The sequence below is a fragment of the Scytonema sp. NUACC21 genome (genome assembly GCF_054684315.1).
The window spans coordinates 1-16,912 of sequence record NZ_BAAFZH010000020.1; the positions used below are offsets into that span (position 1 = coordinate 1).

Here is a 16,912-nt window from a genome sequence, read left to right on the forward strand (position 1 = left end):
AGGGTTAAAACCTGACTACTGGGAACCAGCTCCCCATCCGGATCTATCTCCCCGGCAAAAATTCTTACGTGCCGAGTGGTGGACTTGACTAACATTGGATTGTCCATGGATCTGTTCAGTCGTTAACGTCGATCTCGCTCTCACTCATTCTAAACGCAATCTCTCACCAGACGCGATATCTCTGGCGCGATCGTTTGGAGGAAAATGTTTTCATCTCTGGTGGAACCACACTTGGAACGATATCGGTCTGACGATCTTGCCAATACACCCTATCAAGCTTTTCGGCACCTGCCTGGTTTACAAGTAACTCAAGTTAAAAACTCGCTTGGAATAACTTGGAATCATTTGAGATGTATCAATCTTGTCATATAGAACCAAAGTTTTCTCTCAAATACCTGGCTCATTTAAGTCCCTCATTTGCGTTAAATGAAAAAATTGTACCTTTAGTTATTTAGTTAATTCTACGTAATTCACACCCACCAATGTTTGGCTTTTATTAGATAGAAAATCTTCAGCGGAATTACTTACGTGGTACCACCACCAATGCAGTAAAAAGGCAAACTGTTATTGACGTTTAGATAAAGTTGATGTAAAAACCTTTAAAAAGATAGAACTACTTCTTACAGAAACTTTATTGTATAGAATCGTAAAAACTGAATAATAGTTTATGGTCTCCTTAAACCATAGCTAGGGTAAAAACCAAAAAAACCAAACAGAAAAAGTCAAGCTGGAAAATACACAGGAGAGGGAAATGCAAAATCAAGTTTGTTAAAACACAACGCTTGTTAATTCAATCACTTTGGATGTCAAAAAAATTATAAAGAATACTTGCTTCCAATAAGCACTCCTCAACCAAATAACCAACTAGTGAAGGACTCCTAAAATCTATGAACTCCAAAGCATTACCACGCCAAGTAAATAATATCGATGTAGGTGTTTATGAGTGCGAAATACATCTCAAATTCCGTTTGATTGAGGAAAAAAGCCTATTGGGCGATCGCGAGCAGCTTTTACAAGTTCTACTGGATGCTTTAACCGAAGGTTCTGACGACTTTCTAGAAACTCTACAAGCCTCTGTTAAGGCGCAGGAAGTATCTGAGTTAAAAGCCTCTCCACAAATGCGACGCCAACTCATGCGCTTACGCAACGTTGCTGACGTGAGTCAATAGCCAACAGTTAGCATCTGATGTAGTGGCTCATCGTAACTCGGGTGTAGAAAGGTGAATTTTTTAACTTTGCCACTAAGTTTATTTGTTCTCGCAATGACTTGGCTTATTTTATTTACCCCTACCAACCTTAGTACTAGAGTTTGCAGTAGCTCTCATCCTTAGCACTACTTAAACGCATGGGTGTCTACTTCGACTAAGTAAGCTATTATCCGCACTTCTCTCGCGGCATTATGTTTCCAATAATTTAAATTTCAGGGTAAGAATTTCTACCAAAAATTAAGAGTCAAAAGTCATTAGTCATTAGTCAACAATCCTTGACTAATGACTAATGACTTTTGACTAATGACTAATAACTACTTTGCCAAACCATGTTCTAGAGCAAAACGAACCAATTCTGTACGGCTATTGGTACCCGTCTTACTAAATAAGCGACTAACATATTTTTCTACATTTCTCACACTCGTCTCTAAACGACGAGCAATTTCTTTATTCATTAACCATTCCCAGTTTGCCATATGGTCTGGCGCGATAAAAGCCCCAACCTAAGATTCCGAAAGCGACCAGCACAATTGTGGCAATGATAGGTGTTTCTGATGAAGTAAACATTTTTTTCCTATTGCTTCTGAAACCGAGCCTGAATGAGCCAGTTGTTTATAGATAATAATTTATAACGTTGTTGGGGCAACAGATGACAAACAGATGTAACGGACGGGAATAAGACCTGGCGCAAGAGCAGCACGGGAAGTGTCACCATGAATACTCTTTGCTCCATCACGCTCGGTCATTTATGTATGATATTATACTATAATTTGCAAGCGGGCATTATTTATATTTTTGTCAAGTCACTTTTCAAAAATGTAACTCCTACGATAAATGAAATCGCGGGACGCGGTAGCTAAATTTTGTTGATTTTTTATTTTTTTGGTGCAAAATTATTGAAACTACTGAGTTAAAAGTTATTTATCAACAATTTTACAAATTGAAATAATACTTAAAAATTCTTTATACTTGGACTGCATCAAACTCTGGAGTACAACAACTGAAACTGGTCTACTAAAATTCGGATTTGAGCGTATTTATATTGTTTTGATGTCTAATACCCTAACTACAATCTTGCTTTTAAAAGCATCTTCTTCAAAAAGTGTATTTATTTATACTTTATTATTGTTGATTTTTTTTTAAATACTTGAAATCCTCTTTGGGTCAACTATAGCAGTCTCTATAATAAATAAGGGTAGTGGTTATAAAGATAAAAAGAATACATGAATGGGGTTAATCTGTGAGCAAACAACTTTCTATCAAAAGAAAGTTTAGGTATTTATACTTTTATGTACTAATATAAAATAAAAGATAAAAAGTAACGTTAAGTAAAGTTCGGCTAAATTGCACCAGACCAAAGAGGAAATGCCAACGGAGCGTTTGTTTAGCTCAAAGGATGTCCTTCTTAGGCTCTAAAAAGCAAAGCCTTTTTAAATTGAATAAAAGAGGAAAATAAGGGAGTGAATTGGCAAACCCCTACACAAAACAATCGACGCTACGATCCTCATGCGATCGCCCGTTCCTACCGCTACCGTCCCTGGCTCGTTTGGGGACGGGCAGTGACAATTATCTGGTCTTTTGCGTGGTTTATCCTGAGTCTTAAGTGGGATGAATGGCAAAATCAAGAGGAGCAAAACAAGTTGAAAAGAGCTTCTGAGTTGCGGCAGCTGCTTACCCGCCTCGGACCAACTTTTATTAAAGTAGGTCAAGCTCTTTCAACGCGACCAGACCTCATACGCAAAGACTACTTAGATGAGCTGGTGAAGTTACAAGACCAGTTACCGCCATTTGATAATGCGATCGCTTATCAAATTATCGAGAGTCAACTAGAGCGCTCGGTAGATGAAATCTTTAGTGAGTTATCTCCAAATCCCGTAGCAGCAGCTAGTTTGGGACAAGTTTATCGAGGTCGTTTGATAAGCGGAGAAGAAGTGGCGGTGAAGGTACAACGTCCAAATCTACGCCCAAGACTTTCGCTAGACTTATATCTTATGCGTTGGGCAGCAGGATGGATAAGCCCTTGGCTACCCCTCAACCTCGGTCACGACCTCACAATGATTGTGGACGAGTTTGGCACAAAGTTGTTTGAGGAGATTGAGTATCTCAACGAAGCCCGCAACGCAGAAAAATGTATTAATCGGGCGGGTATGAAGGTTGTAGAAAGTTCGCTTAGTGTCAGAGACAGTACGGACGTTATTCACAAAGCAAATTTTAAGGGCGACGTATTCCTATTCTCTCGCTTTAGGGCAACTTTGCCAAGTTTAGGTTTCTTCTTGCACCAAAGTCGTTTAAAATTCGGGATCGATAAGTGTTTGCTTCTCTACACAGTATGGTTTTCTCTCCACAACTACTGACCCTGACCCGTTACCTGATTGGGGAATTCGATAATCGGGAACAAGCTCTTGCAGAACCTGCTTGGTATGTTCACTTGCGCTTGTGGCACAGACCAGTTCCTCTTTTTCAGGAGGACAGTTTTACCTTATTTGCCGAGCAAGCAAACATTGTCAATTTAGATAAACCTTATCGGCAAAGAATTTTGCGGCTTATAGAACCATCAGACCCCAATGCCCCTATCAAAGGGCAATACTATATGCCCAAAAACCCCCTCGCTTTACTGGGCGCGGGTTGCAACCCTGATATACTGAACACCCTAACTCTTGACCAACTTGAATTGCTACCCAGTTGCGTTCTTTATGTGTCTCAAGAAGCATTAGCCTCTGACGGCTATAGGTTTGTCGCTACACCACCAACCAATACTCGTTGTAGTTTTACTTACGGTGGAAATACCATACAAGTCTCTCTAGGCTTCGAGTCTACTCAGGATAAATTTATGAGTTATGACAAAGGTATCGATCCTATCACTGGAAAAGCGACTTGGGGTGCAATTTTAGGACCTTATCGTTACACTAAACGACATCAGTTCTAGGTTTTTCAGTCCTCTTCTTAACTAGCAATGCTACGGGGTACACCCTCTAAAGCTTCCTCCTCTGTTTCAAAAATTTCAAAAACCGTATCCATCATAGTGACTTCAAAAACTAGTTTGGCTTCTGGATGAACATTACAGATACGAAAACTGCCTTTTACTTTATCAGCATCCCGCATTCCGGCAACCAAGGAGGTTAGACCGGAACTATCAATGAAATTGACTTGACCAAGATTAACTACCACATGACGGCTGAGTTTGGAAATACACTCTTGTAACTTTAGGCGAAATTGCCAAGCTGTGGTAATATCTAACCTCCCAGCTGGTGTTAAAACGATAACTGTATTCCCATCCTGGGTTGTATAAGTTTTTTGGTCGATATAAATCACTGAATCTCCTTTTATCACTCCTTAAAAATCCCCTCAAAATCAACTAAAGTGGACTGTCGATCGCTTAGCATGATATTCAATAGCTACAGATGCTATTGTCTCTATTGTTGCTAAGTGCTTCCCTTTAGTAGTTTAACTCACACTTAAAAGGAGTGTAGAGGCTATGCTAATTTATCGCAGAAGGAAACAGGGAATAGGGAACAGGAAGAAACGACCTGTTTAGAGTTCCCACAGTTCTATTAATTGGAAGTTATAGACCCCTACTTCTGTAAGTAGTTTGTTTGAATTAAGGAATTTACTGTTCCCCGTTCCCCGTTCCCTTGTCATACGAATTACGAATATGAATTACAATTTTTGACCGGGTACCCAATTTACCCAATCTTGCGGTTTCAAAAAGATTTCGTACAACTCGGCTTCAGGGGAATTTGGTTCCGGTTGGTAGCCGTATTCCCACCTTACAAGAGGAGGTAGGGACATCAGAATTGATTCACTACTAGATGTACGCTCTGACATTTATAGTTTGGGAGTACTGATGTATGAAATGCTTACGGGAAAGCACCCGTTTAGCACCAAAGCTCAGTCTTTTGGCAACTGGTATCAAGCCCACCGATTTCAACCTCCGCCACCATTTGAGGAAATGATTCCTCAGGTAAAAATCCCATCAGAATTAAAAAAATTGGTGATGAATTGTCTGGCTAAAGAAATCAGTGCTCGTCCCAATGATATCAGTCAGATATTAGAGACTCTAGAGAAGATCCAACGCATTATCAATAATGACATAGATAAAGATAAAAGCTCTAAATATGCTTCTCCAGTACAACTAGTACCCATAACATCGTTATCAGAAAAAGCTTGTTTGGAGAAAACATGGCCTAAAAATAAACCAATAGGACATATTTGTTTTCCTCATCTACTGCACACTCAATATGGTAGTATACCAACATTCTGGGCAATGCTACCCAAAAAAGAAATAACAAAATTCTTAAACGAAATAAACGGTACTGAATTTATTTATTCTCAAGATTTACATCCTTTGCTATTGTGGGTCACAGCATTATGCGATAGTAAATTTGGTCTAACGCGTTGGTTATCTTATTTTTTAGATTTGAAGGATAGTAAAGGACAAAAAATAGTACAGCTTTTAGCAGATACAGGCTATTATCATCTACTATTTTTTGCTTTGGAAGAGCCATCTGTCTGTGCTCATGTTTTGACTTTAAATATCAGTGCTTCACAACGCGAAAACTTAATAGATTGCCTAAATAATAATCAAAAATTGAATTCTACATTTTCTCAAGAAAACAAACAAAAACTAAAATCAAAATATGAAAAAATGAAGCCTGAAATAATACAAAGTCTGGTAGTTCATAGAAAACAAAAAAAAACAACTGTAAAAAAATGGATATTTAAACTATTCGATAAATTTTTGAATTGTTTAGTATGGAATTAGAAAAAATAATGATTTTAATTTGGTAATGTCCTTTGTTTAGTCTTTTTTGGAGGTTGTAAGAATGAGTAAAAACGCCTTTGCATCTCCAACCAGTGAAAGGTTGCTTGCCAATCGCTATCAATTAAAACAATTTATTGGTAGGGGAGGCATGGGAGAAGTATTCTTAGCAGATGATATTTTGCTAGGGGGAATTCCAGTTGCTATCAAGTTCTTGTCTCAAACTGTAGAAGATCCAAAAATGGAGCAGGACTTTGCTCGTGAAGCTCGTATTTGTGCAGCTTTAAGCCAAAAAAGTATACATATTGTACGAGTCACAGATTATGGGGTAAGTAGAAACGGTAAGCCCTTCTATGTCATGGAGTATTTATCTGGTAAAACTTTAAAAGACTTAATTCCCATGTCCTTGCCAATATTTCTTTCTCTCTGCCGTCAAATTTGTTTGGGCTTGCAGTGTGCTCATAATGGCATGGAAATTGATGGCAAAATTTACCCTTTGGTACATCGAGATATTAAGCCAGCGAATGTACTAGTTCTCCCAGATACAATATTAGGTCAGTTGGTAAAAATTTTAGATTTTGGTATTGCTAAATTTGTAAATTATTCAAGTTCAGTGCTGACAACCAGTAAGGAGTTTCATGGCACTTTACCTTACTGTTCTCCCGAACAACTAGATGTTGATGAATTAGATAATCGTTCTGATATCTATAGCTTGGGAGTGCTCGCAAAAGTTGCCCAGTTCCATCCATTCCTGGTAAATAAACAAACAACGGTAATTCTGGCTGTAACCGTTTGGGAGTCAGAAAACATGGCTTTAGTTGTACTTTTATGGCAGTCATTGGTCAAGAGTCAATGGTCAATGGTCAATGGTCATTTGTCATTTAAAAGACGCAGGACACTCGTACAAAGAATTTTAATAAGAACCTTTACGCAATAGTTGAGAAATTTCCGAATGACAATGTTCTGTCAATTCTGTTACGACAGTTTTTGCTTTTTTTCCTTGGTATTTTTCTTTGTGAGAGGATTTGATCCAATAAGGGTGACCAATGAGTACGGCAACACGACGATAGATAATTAGGGGATGCCAACCTGCTCGATCGAACAAAGGTTCTGAAGGATCGAACAAACTTAATAGTCGCAGAGGGACGGCAGATGTGTTAACTTCTTCAAGGGATGCTATTGCTATTGGCAAAATTGCCAAGTCTGGCACTTGCACTCGCAATGCCAGATGGGCAAAACCTCTCTGAAATTCTCCTATTCTATTTGGTTGGGTAAATTTCACCATTGGTTCTGTCCCCTCGGGAAACACTCCTACCATTTGCTTGGATTGCAACAAAATCTGCGACTGCTGAAAAAAGCTTTGCTGACGTTGTTGATTTGCCTCTAGAGGAAAACATCCCAATTGCCCCGTCACAATCTCCCGCATGATTGGGACTTGTCCCATGTAGTGATGGCAAGCAAAGCGGATTGGGTTTGATACTGCTGCCATTAGGATTGGTGCATCCATAAAGCTGCGGTGATTGCTCACTACTAACACACTGGCATCTTGAGGAATGCGATCCTCGTAGTAGCGAAATATTTTCGTTGATAGCGCCGCCAGTAAGCAACGAGAAATCTCAAGGGGGCTCTTCATCTTTACACTCTTCGCAGCTTATCTTCATTATTTTTTTACATTTCTTAACTACTAAGGACGACTGTCTTAAGGTAGAAATGCCAGATAGAGAACATCAAGAAAAATCTTTAATAGAAAAGGAGTTCATACCTTCAACCCATGAAATATCATAAAAAATTTCTACAGATTCTTAGTAAATTCTCTCTCTTTTTTGTAGGGATTAACTGAGTTTCTACCTAATTATTAAACCATCCCAAACAAAGGAGATTTGCTATTATTAAGATATAAGTTGAAAATCTAATGGTTATGTTATATAATTGCGTGGTTTTGCCATGAGAAGTAAGATAGAAAACATATTTAACAGTTCGTTTTTTACTCTGCATGAATCAAGTGAATAAAACAGAAAAGACGTTTGCACTAACAACACCGCTATATTATGTGAACGATTTACCCCACATTGGCAGCGCTTATACAACGATGGCAGCAGATGTGGTAGCAAGATTTCAGAGACTATTAGGGCGTCGAGTCCTACTGATTACAGGTACAGACGAACACGGACAAAAAATTCAGCGGACAGCAGAGAGTAAAGGGCAACCGCCCCAAAGCTTTTGCGATGAAATGTCTGCTGGTTTTGTTTCTTTGTGGAAATTGCTCGATATTCAATACGATCGCTTTATTCGTACAACCTCACCTCGCCACGAACTCATCGTCAAAGAATTTTTCCAAAGAGTGTGGGATGCGGGTGACATCTATCAAGGACAACAAAAAGGCTGGTACTGCGTATCCGTTTACAAATGTTTAAGAAAATTTTTAACACTTTATTCAGCACTTCTTTGCAAACTTGTTTTGCTTTCTTTGAAAGAGCATAATCGCCTATTGATTTGAGAAACAGTAAATTATGATGATAAGGTTATAGTTTAAGCTATTGGAGCCACATTCGATACAAGTTCATCCAGCGTTCTTCGGGTCAGTTATATTTGAGAGAGATGCTCATCCCCTCTCTGCCAGATCCCCGTTTATCTTCAAATAGGTTTGGAATCAACCCGTGCGCTATAAAATCTAACCCATGTCATTTTTGAGAAGATTTCCTTGGGTTTCCCTCTCTCTACTGCTGCTTACTTATGCTACCTACGGCTGGTGGATGGCCAAAGCCAACCTTCACGTGCTTGTATGGCCTGTGGCTTTTATGGCTGCTTTTCTTTTAGCAGCAGCTTTAACGACTCCCATGACTAGAATTGCAAAATACTCCTTTGTCATATTCAAGTCAAATATTAGGTCTTTTAGCGTTACCGTCTTAGCCGCTTTCTTGTTCTTTTTGATGCTTGCCTGGTTTCGCCTATTTCTAGATACCTTAGTTCTTGTTGCTGCTTGTATCTTGACAAGAATAGATTTTCAAACCGCTGGTTTTAGTGAAGAACAAACCTTTTGGGTTATATCTTTTCTATCCTGGATAGGTTTGGGTTCCGGTTTCTTAGTTTATAGGTTAACCTCATTCACAATCTTCCACTTAAATTAAGTGAAATGCTCCAATTGTAGGGTGGGCACTGTCCACCACCATACACTCCTTCCCATTACTAAAATTACCTATTTTCCTTCCTCTTCTCTGGACGAGGTGCGGTTCTTCACTTAGGTATTCTTTGAGGGGCACAGAAATAAAAAGGCGGGCAATGCCCACCCTACGTCACTCAAATTGTAAAGTAAGCAGTATTTTTCTTAAAACAAAACCACAAATTTGTTATGACGCAACAGCAGTTGCCTCAGCGGTCTCAGTTACCTCAGCCGCAGGGTAAACGCTAACTTTCTTGCGAGTTTTGCCCTTACGTTCAAAAGTCACTACACCATCAACTAAGGCAAACAGAGTGTCATCACTGCCTATGCCAACGTTGTTACCAGGGTGAAACTTGGTGCCGCGCTGACGTACAAGGATATTTCCCGCACGAACAACTTGACCGCCATAGCGCTTAACACCTAATCGTTGAGCATTAGAGTCACGACCGTTGCGTGTACTACCTGTTCCTTTCTTATGAGCCATGATTTCCTCTTGTGTCTCTTTTTCGATCTATTCAGCAGCTGAATTCCCAACAACGGGGATCTCAGCCTCTTACGCTTCAGTTGTCGTAGATGGTTCTATAGTATCAACTACAGCCTATGATTCTTCAGCACCAGTCAAGTGGCTTCGCTTCAATTCGTAAGTACCCTCAATGAATTAATGATTAATTCATTCGTCATTCAGGAATTTTTCATTACGAATTACGAATTATTCTGTCACTGGTGCTTCTGGTGGTTGGACAGTTTCGGCAGGTTCCGCGCTAACTGCTGTACTCGCTTGAGCTTCAGTTGCTACAGTTTCTTCTGAAGAAAGTACCGAACCATTCAGGCTGATGGAGTCAATCATTAATCTGGTGATTTCCTGGCGGTGTCCCCGCTTTTTGCGGGTTTTCTTCTTCGGTTTCATTTTATACACCAGGACGCCTCAGCCAAAATGTCCATGCCTCGTTCTAATGCACGACGTGCGTTTTCGTTGTATATAATGCGCTTTGCCATATTAGTCCTTTGCCTTTTGTCCTTTGCCTTTTGTCTTTATGTCTTTTGTCCTTTGTCTTTTGTCATTTGTGTTGTACTAATGACCAAGACCAATGACCAATGACTAATGACCAATAACTATGAAACGATTGCTAGAATATCTTTTTCAGAAAGGAGTACGTACTCGTCAGTACCCAGCTTGATGTCGGTACCTGCGTACTTAGAGTAAAGGACTTTGTCTCCTACTTTGACATCCAATGGCTGACGGCTGCCATCGTCCTTGAGTTTGCCTTCACCAACTGCAACAACTTCGCCTACTTGGGGCTTTTCTTTTGCAGTGTCGGGCAAATACAGACCACCAGCGGTCTTTTCTTCTGATGCACTGACTTTGACGAATACACGCTCGCCTAGAGGTTTAACTGTAGAAACGCTAAGAGATACTGCTGCCATACCATTTTCTCCAAAGTTAGCACTCTCGACTTCTGAGTGCTAATTTACCGAACGATAGCACATAAAGGCAAGATTTTCTGTTGTACGGGTTCCCGAACTTTATTTTTCCAGCACTTAAGTATTAATACTCAATTATTTCTAACTTTCGGGTTTTTTTCCGTAAGTAACGAATATTGGTATATGGGTAAATTGGTTTGCAAAGCTGGGAAATTGTTATAGAACAGTAATCAGGAGCTGCGAATTGAGTAACAATACAGTGATTGAGTCCAGCATTCAAATACCAACAACCACTAAACCACCACCAACGAAAAAAGCCCTATGTAATTCTCTAGAAACATTAGAAACTGTCAAATCGAAAGCTGAAATTTTTAAGAATGGCGAGATGACAGTTACTAAAGCCTGTTATGAAGCAAAAACCACGGCTCTTGCAAGTTTTTTGTTTTAGACTGATAATAGAGGATTACTCGGATAGGCTGTGGTATCACACCGCAAACCCTGACGTAATTGTGCGGACTATACAAGAAAGCAAATAACGTAGAAGAATATGCATTTTTGACCCATCCTTTGCCCGAGACTTCTCTAATAGTTCTGGTGAACTTCTGATAAAAGCTTAATATCCTCAAGGATATGGCACAGCAGTAAGTCCATGAAAGTGCGGGTTATCCATTTTTTGGGAGCATCTTAGGAGTAACACTTACTTGGTTATTCTGAACAATTATTATTTATTGAGTGTTTTTTAACCCGCAACTTTCAAAGCGATATATAATAACGCATTATGATTACTACTGCTCTACGTATCCTCACTAGACTTTCGCCGTTGGTTAACTAATTTCTTGAAAGTGATCCCCACTTTTGAGACTTCCACGAACAAAGTCAAGTTAGGTAGGAAAAAGCACAACACCGACCTATTCCACCGGAGAGGATGACTATTCAAGACCTTGATGGATCAAGCGCGACAAGTGCCACTGCTATGAAAGAACCCAGCATGAAAGATCACAAACGACTTCTACTAATTGATGATGACCCCAACCTAATTTTGCTGGTGAAGGATTATTTGGAATTCCGGGGTTATGAAGTCATCACCGCCGAAAATGGTCGCGAAGCACTGGAAATTTTGGAGCAGGATATTCCAGACATGATCATTTGCGACGTGATGATGCCGGAAATGGACGGATATACTTTTGTAGAACAAGTCCGGGGCACATTTGCCTTGGGAATTGCTACATGATGGCAGTGAGTTTTTAATCGCACGCCGGGATATTTCTGTATTACCAGTGCGTTCTGTGCAGCAGCGTCAAACCCAAGTGATTGGTGTGCAAAATCGTCCGTTGCGGTTGTTGTTTATGGCAACTTCGCCAGAAGATCCGAGAGTTCCCCCCTTGGGATTTGAGCGAGAAGAAGCGAACATTTTGCAAGCAACCAAGGATCGGCCTTTGGCGTTAATTGTTGAGGAAAGCGGTTCGGTTGCAGAGTTAGACAATTTGGTGAAATCCTACCCAGATAATTATTTTGATGTCTTTCACCTCACAGGACACGGCATAATTTATACCCAAAAAGATTACTCCAATTTGCTACCACAACAGGCAACCCTACCAGATAATACTCCCTGCTTTATCACTGAGGATGAAGTGGGGAATTTGCAACTAACCACCGTCAATGACTTAGCCAAAGCCTTTCGCGGACGCTGGCCCCGTGTAACTTTTCTTTCAGGCTGCCATACGGGACAGGTTCCTAACAAAGGGACAGTACCCTCAATGGCGCAAGCATTGGTGAAGGCGGGGGCAGGTATCGTTTTAGGCTGGGCGCGTCCTGTGTATGACCGCACGGGTATTGTGGCAGCCCAGGCACTTTATCAAGCTTTGGCAACGGGGGCGACTGTGGAAGCTGCTGTGAAAGCGGCGCAGCTGGAGATGATTGATAAGAAATGCAGCGACTGGCATTTGTTGCGGGTGTATCGGGATACGCGTCCCATCGCAGAACTGGTGACACCGCTGAGAACAAAAAATCGTGAAAAGCTGAAGTTTACAGTTCCAGAGCAAGAATTTCTCGATGAGCACAATCAAATTAAAGTTGCCAGTCGGTTTGAATTTGTAGGACGCAGACGACCTTTGCAACGCTGTCTGAGGGCTTTGCGGGAAACAAGCGACCAAATCGGCGTGTTTATTGCTGGGATGGGAGGACTGGGCAAAAGTACTCTGGCGGCACGGTTATGTACGCGGGTTGAGGCGCAGCGTCCTAACTTTGCACGGGTGGTGTTGATTGGGCCTTTGGATGAAAGGGGTTTGCTGAATAAGCTTTCTAGTAAGTATGAACGGTTTGCTAATGTCCCTGCACTGTTGAATGAACCAAAGGTAACACTTAAAGGGCGGTTGCAAAACTTTTTTGAGGCGATCGAACAAGAGCACAACCAACCTTTGCTGCTGGTGCTGGATGATTTTGAGCAGAACATCCCCACAGCGAATCTTGAAGATGGCTCACTGCTCTTAACGGCTCAAGCTTACGAGATTTTAGCAGCGATTTGTGCGGCATTAGAGGAGAACAAGGGAGAAAGTCGGCTGATTGTTACCTGTCGCTATTTAAAGGAAGATACTTTACCACCTCACCACCTGCATTTGGAATCTTTGGCGGGGATGAGCCGCAGTGATATTGATAAAATATGCTTTTCTTTAGATCGGGAAGTTAGACAGACCTTAAGAACTCAGCGGATTGTCAAGATTGCTGATGGTAATCCCCGCTTGCTGAAGTGGCTGTTAGAAGTGATTCAGCAGCCAGGACTAGCAGCGGATGAATTACTGAATCGTTTGGAGGCAACTGAACAGAAATTCCGCGAGAATATCTTGGCACAAACCCTGCTTGATGCTTTGGAACCGGACGAACAAAAGTTGCTTGCACGGTTGAGTGTGTTAGGCCAGGGTAGGCTGCCTAACTATTCCTACTGAACTACGTCATCTAGGTGGTTGGGTCTAGAATCCGCTTGCTACTCATGACGACTACAGAGGAGTACACGAAAGTGAACGATGAAAAACGGGTAATTACTACGTTTTACTACGTTTTATCGACTACTCATTAAACAACTCAAACCCATTCATCACAATCCTCAAATTTACCAATTAGTGCAAGAGCGGTTTCACAGAGAAGCAGCGATTTTAGAAGACTTGGGTGGAAGCAGCGAGCAAATTCCCACCTTATATGCTTATTTCCAGTTAGATGAACAATTTTACTTAGTTCAAGAATATATTGAAGGCGATACGCTAACAGCTAAAGTCAGACAGCAAGGTGTATTGAATGAAAGCAGCGTTCGGGAGATTTTAGCAAGTTTATTAACCGTTCTGGAGTACGTACACTCAAAGCATATAGTCCACCGCGATATCAAACCCGATAACATTATTTTGCGACATCGGGATGGCAAACCCGTAATGATTGATTTTGGGGCGGTTCGGGAAACAATGAGTACTGTAGTGAATTCCCAAGGCAACCCGACAAGCTCTATAAGTACCAACACCTGCACTGACTCCTGAGACAATAAACGATTATTCCTGGCTTTCTCAAAGAGAAGTCACAGATGCAGATTTGGAGGGTAAAGATGGTTTTGAATTAGATATTATGCGAAATACAATTTTTGCACGTCACGGTCGCCGATTTAAAACTTTTGGTTTGCAAAACTACTTTGATGCACAGCCGTGGTACCAGCCGAAGTATTTACCAGATGAATTTCCCAACGAGTTGCTATCAAATTTAGAGCGGTGGAATGTAGAGTATATCAACAAATATCAAGAACGTCATAATCGAAGATATTTTAGATAATAAATTAAATAAGCCGTTATATATAAACTTAATTCCCTCCCCTTGATAAGGGGAGGGTTAGGGTGGGGTAAAGCTGCTAAAAGGGGTGAAACAAGAAATTCAATTCCCTCCTTATCCGTTAACTACCTCTCCACCATTGGGATGTAGAACTTGACCGGAGAAATAAGAACTATCATCAGATGCTAAAAAGACATAACTGGGAGCAACTTCTTCAGGTTGTCCGGGTCTTTGCATGGGAACCTGTTTGCCGAAACTTGCCACTTTATCTTCTGGGAAAGTTGAAGGTATCAAAGGTGTCCAAATGGGACCTGGGGCTACGCCATTAACACGGATTCCCTTTTCTACTAAACTTTGAGATAGGGAACGAGTAAAGGCAACGATCGCTCCTTTTGTGGAGGAGTAATCTAACAATTGTTGGTTACCTTTATAGGCTGTCACCGATGTTGTGTTGATAATAGCGCTACCTTCTTTAAGGTGCTTCAGCGCTGCTTTTGTCATGAAAAACATTGAGAAAATATTAGTGCGGAAAGTCCGCTCTAATTGTTCTTTAGTGATATCCTCAATGCTTTGTTGTGGATGTTGTTCAGCGGCGTTGTTCACGAGAATATCAAGTTTGCCCAAAGCATCAACTGTTTGCTGTACAGCTTGCTGACAAAAAGTTTCATCACCAATATCACCTGCTATAGTAAAAGCACGGCTTCCCTGTGCTTCCACGAGGTGTTTTGTTTCTTTAGCATCATCGTGTTCTTTCAGGTAAACAATAGCCACATCTGCTCCTTCTTTAGCATATGCGATGGCTACTGCACGACCAATACCATAAACTCTCATCTTTTCACCCTGGCTTGATGGCTGGGGTTTTGCCATTGCAAACTTCACCAACTGCTTTACGGAGGTAATGACAAGGCAGAAGGCAGGCGATAGCAAAGCGCTCTGTATAGCGGCAGATCGCTACAACCTACATTCCTTTTACAATTGTCCACAGGATAAAAACAAAAAACTTATTGGGACAAACCTTCCAACCGTAGAAAATGCACTTTTCCTGATGCTTCTCCCGCCATAAATGTCACGCCATCGGGAGCAATAGCACAAGATAGCAATTCTCCATCTCCGCTAAAATTTGCTACAACTGAACCACTCTGGATCTCCCAAACTTTTAAAGTGCGATCGCGAGAAACAGAAATTGCTAAATTTTTATAAATCTATCTTAATAGAATCAACTACTATTGCTATATCGACTGCCATATAAAGATTAGAGGAATTGCGGGCGGTCAAACACTTGAACTATTAGAATCGATGAATAACATACCAAATAATGTAGCAGTTGTTGTCACTTTGGGACACTCCCATTCTGAAGTGGCATAACCTATAAGCTTGCTTGCAGCTAATGTTTGCAGGTATAGATCGGGGATGGTTTGGTATAAAACATCTCCTACTTTCTACTAATTAGCAAGGTACTGAGCTAAAGCATGAGCGATCGCACAAATCATGTCACCTCTACTTTCTGGGGTTGTGTGCAAAACAGTAATGTTGTTACTGCTGGCGGAGATGTCCAACTCACGCTAGCAAATGGGACTGTTCTCTCCGTCCGGCAGGAAGACTGGGTTGATTTTTCTGACCTAATTACGAAGGTAACTCAAAGATTGGTTGGTCGAGGCTTCGTCTTTGAGAAGGTAGCTGATTTCATCGAAAGTAACCCCCGTGGCTATTTTCGCGTGATTGCGGATGCAGGTTTGGGTAAAACGGCGATCGCTGCTGAATTAATCAAACGCTACCGTGCAGTAGCTTGTTTTATCAGCGCCAGTGAAAACCGTACTCAGCCAGAACGGATAATCAACGTCCTCAGCGCTCAGTTAATTGCTAGCTATGCCCTCCCCTACAACTCTTTACCAGTGCGAGCAGGCGAAACGTCTGATTGGTTTTATCAAAGACTAAGAGAAGCTGCTAGTCAACCAGAGAACCGACCTGTTGTCGTCATTATAGATGCTATCGATGAAGCCGATGCACCAGCACCCACTCGCAACTGGCTTTACTTACCACGCGATTTACCACAAGGAGTCTATATTATTCTCACCCATCGCCCTGGTGATTATCTTTTAACAACGGTTCCTAACTTGCCTTCTTCAGAACAAGTGATTACCTGGGACGATCCAAAACAGCAGTCTGACATTGAATTGCATTTGCGTTGTCAAGCAGAACAACCTGAGATTCATCAGCTATTGGAGAAAACCACACCATCAATTTCCGTAGAGGAATTTGTTTCTGAGTTACAAAAAGCCAGCCAAGGTAATTTTATGTACCTAGAATATGTGCTGGCTGATATTGTAGCTGGAAATTCAGGCTTCAATCCTTTAAATTTGAAAGAACTACCTCAAGGACTCAGGGGATATTACGCTCAGTTCTGGTCAGGTATGGAAGTTGTACGGCACAAAGAAGGTTGGTCAGACTGGAATAGCTTGTACCGCCCAATTATTGAACTCCTTGGTGTTGCACTCGAATCAGTGAGCGTACAATGGCTTGCTGACCATATTCGCCGTGATACTAATGAAATTCGCGTCA

Annotated in this window: 13 protein-coding genes and 11 pseudogenes; 13 read left to right on the forward strand and 11 right to left on the reverse strand. The window is 41.1% G+C overall.

Annotated elements, in window-relative coordinates:
* Positions 1–107, reverse strand: a pseudogene (locus ACYRY3_RS01340) (NAD(P)H-quinone oxidoreductase subunit M); the annotation flags it as partial.
* Positions 108–887: 780 nt separating this feature from the next.
* On the opposite strand from ACYRY3_RS01340, the gene ACYRY3_RS01345 reads away from it, so the two are divergent.
* Entirely contained in the window at positions 888–1,169 is a 282-nt protein-coding gene (locus ACYRY3_RS01345) for an Npun_R1517 family heterocyst differentiation transcriptional regulator (protein WP_460200031.1), read from the forward strand.
* 353 nt (positions 1,170–1,522) lie between these two features.
* Here the strand turns inward: ACYRY3_RS01345 and ACYRY3_RS01350 are convergent.
* Positions 1,523–1,666: pseudogene (locus tag ACYRY3_RS01350) on the reverse strand (response regulator transcription factor); the annotation flags it as partial.
* A gap of 1,002 nt (positions 1,667–2,668) precedes the next feature.
* Between ACYRY3_RS01350 and ACYRY3_RS01355 the strand changes: the two are divergent.
* A pseudogene (locus tag ACYRY3_RS01355) lies at positions 2,669–3,337 on the forward strand (ABC1 kinase family protein); the annotation flags it as partial.
* Here the strand turns inward: ACYRY3_RS01355 and ACYRY3_RS01360 are convergent.
* A pseudogene (locus ACYRY3_RS01360) lies at positions 3,332–3,409 on the reverse strand (photosystem II biogenesis protein Psp29); the annotation flags it as partial. The pseudogenes ACYRY3_RS01355 and ACYRY3_RS01360 overlap by 6 nt on opposite strands.
* A gap of 128 nt (positions 3,410–3,537) precedes the next feature.
* On the opposite strand from ACYRY3_RS01360, the gene ACYRY3_RS01365 reads away from it, so the two are divergent.
* Entirely contained in the window at positions 3,538–4,134 is a 597-nt protein-coding gene (locus ACYRY3_RS01365) for a CpcT/CpeT family chromophore lyase (RefSeq protein WP_460200032.1), read from the forward strand.
* A gap of 17 nt (positions 4,135–4,151) precedes the next feature.
* Here ACYRY3_RS01365 and ACYRY3_RS01370 read toward each other — a convergent pair whose 3' ends face one another.
* Positions 4,152–4,520 carry an STAS domain-containing protein gene (locus ACYRY3_RS01370; protein ID WP_460200033.1) on the reverse strand — a complete coding sequence of 123 codons (369 nt, stop codon included), beginning with the start codon at positions 4,518–4,520 and terminating at the stop codon, positions 4,152–4,154.
* Positions 4,521–4,865: 345 nt separating this feature from the next.
* Positions 4,866–5,012, reverse strand: a pseudogene (locus tag ACYRY3_RS01375) (coproporphyrinogen III oxidase); the annotation flags it as partial.
* Positions 5,013–5,052: 40 nt separating this feature from the next.
* Here ACYRY3_RS01375 and ACYRY3_RS01380 point away from each other — a divergent pair.
* Positions 5,053–5,970 (forward strand): hypothetical protein, encoded by a 918-nt coding sequence (locus ACYRY3_RS01380; RefSeq protein ID WP_460200034.1) that lies wholly within the window; start codon positions 5,053–5,055, stop codon positions 5,968–5,970.
* A gap of 61 nt (positions 5,971–6,031) precedes the next feature.
* Positions 6,032–6,691 (forward strand): annotated as a pseudogene (locus ACYRY3_RS01385) (serine/threonine-protein kinase); the annotation flags it as partial.
* Here the strand turns inward: ACYRY3_RS01385 and ACYRY3_RS01390 are convergent.
* A pseudogene (locus ACYRY3_RS01390) lies at positions 6,687–6,806 on the reverse strand (alpha/beta fold hydrolase); the annotation flags it as partial. The pseudogenes ACYRY3_RS01385 and ACYRY3_RS01390 sit on opposite strands and share 5 nt — an antisense overlap.
* 74 nt (positions 6,807–6,880) lie before the next feature.
* Positions 6,881–7,600, reverse strand: coding sequence for a lysophospholipid acyltransferase family protein (locus ACYRY3_RS01395; protein ID WP_460200035.1), 720 nt, complete (start codon positions 7,598–7,600; stop codon positions 6,881–6,883).
* 360 nt (positions 7,601–7,960) lie between these two features.
* Here ACYRY3_RS01395 and ACYRY3_RS01400 point away from each other — a divergent pair.
* A pseudogene (locus ACYRY3_RS01400) lies at positions 7,961–8,365 on the forward strand (class I tRNA ligase family protein); the annotation flags it as partial.
* 280 nt (positions 8,366–8,645) lie between these two features.
* A complete protein-coding gene (locus ACYRY3_RS01405) occupies positions 8,646–9,095 on the forward strand; it encodes a hypothetical protein (protein ID WP_460200036.1) in 450 nt (149 codons plus the stop codon).
* Positions 9,096–9,314: 219 nt separating this feature from the next.
* On the opposite strand, the gene rpmA is transcribed toward ACYRY3_RS01405, so the two are convergent.
* The 3 genes and pseudogenes from rpmA to groES all read right to left on the reverse strand — a co-directional run bounded on the left by rpmA (position 9,315) and on the right by groES (position 10,552).
* The gene (gene rpmA / locus ACYRY3_RS01410; protein ID WP_460200037.1) at positions 9,315–9,611 is read right to left on the reverse strand and encodes a 50S ribosomal protein L27; all 297 of its coding nucleotides are present in this window, start codon (positions 9,609–9,611) and stop codon (positions 9,315–9,317) included.
* 225 nt (positions 9,612–9,836) lie between these two features.
* Positions 9,837–10,049, reverse strand: a pseudogene (locus ACYRY3_RS01415) (bL21 family ribosomal protein); the annotation flags it as partial.
* Between the two features lie 191 nt (positions 10,050–10,240).
* Positions 10,241–10,552 (reverse strand): co-chaperone GroES, encoded by a 312-nt coding sequence (gene groES, locus ACYRY3_RS01420; RefSeq protein ID WP_460200038.1) that lies wholly within the window; start codon positions 10,550–10,552, stop codon positions 10,241–10,243.
* A 241-nt stretch (positions 10,553–10,793) separates the two neighbouring features.
* On the opposite strand from groES, the gene ACYRY3_RS01425 reads away from it, so the two are divergent.
* The 5 genes and pseudogenes from ACYRY3_RS01425 (at position 10,794) to ACYRY3_RS01445 (ending at position 14,356) form a co-directional block, all read left to right on the forward strand.
* Positions 10,794–10,997: a hypothetical protein gene (locus ACYRY3_RS01425; protein ID WP_460200039.1), complete on the forward strand. Its 204-nt coding sequence runs from the start codon at positions 10,794–10,796 to the stop codon at positions 10,995–10,997.
* A gap of 525 nt (positions 10,998–11,522) precedes the next feature.
* Positions 11,523–11,756 (forward strand): annotated as a pseudogene (locus ACYRY3_RS01430) (response regulator); the annotation flags it as partial.
* A 1-nt stretch (position 11,757) separates the two neighbouring features.
* On the forward strand, positions 11,758–13,491 hold the full coding sequence (locus ACYRY3_RS01435; RefSeq protein WP_460200040.1) for a CHAT domain-containing protein: 1,734 nt from the start codon (positions 11,758–11,760) through the stop codon (positions 13,489–13,491).
* Between the two features lie 117 nt (positions 13,492–13,608).
* Positions 13,609–14,055 (forward strand): annotated as a pseudogene (locus ACYRY3_RS01440) (protein kinase domain-containing protein); the annotation flags it as partial.
* A gap of 67 nt (positions 14,056–14,122) precedes the next feature.
* Positions 14,123–14,356: a YARHG domain-containing protein gene (locus tag ACYRY3_RS01445; protein WP_460200041.1), complete on the forward strand. Its 234-nt coding sequence runs from the start codon at positions 14,123–14,125 to the stop codon at positions 14,354–14,356.
* A gap of 111 nt (positions 14,357–14,467) precedes the next feature.
* Here the strand turns inward: ACYRY3_RS01445 and ACYRY3_RS01450 are convergent, their stop codons facing one another.
* A complete protein-coding gene (locus ACYRY3_RS01450) occupies positions 14,468–15,220 on the reverse strand; it encodes an SDR family oxidoreductase (RefSeq protein WP_460200042.1) in 753 nt (250 codons plus the stop codon).
* 602 nt (positions 15,221–15,822) lie between these two features.
* Here ACYRY3_RS01450 and ACYRY3_RS01455 point away from each other — a divergent pair.
* On the forward strand, positions 15,823–16,912 hold a 1,090-nt coding region (locus tag ACYRY3_RS01455; protein ID WP_460200043.1), incomplete at its 3' end, for an ATP-binding protein.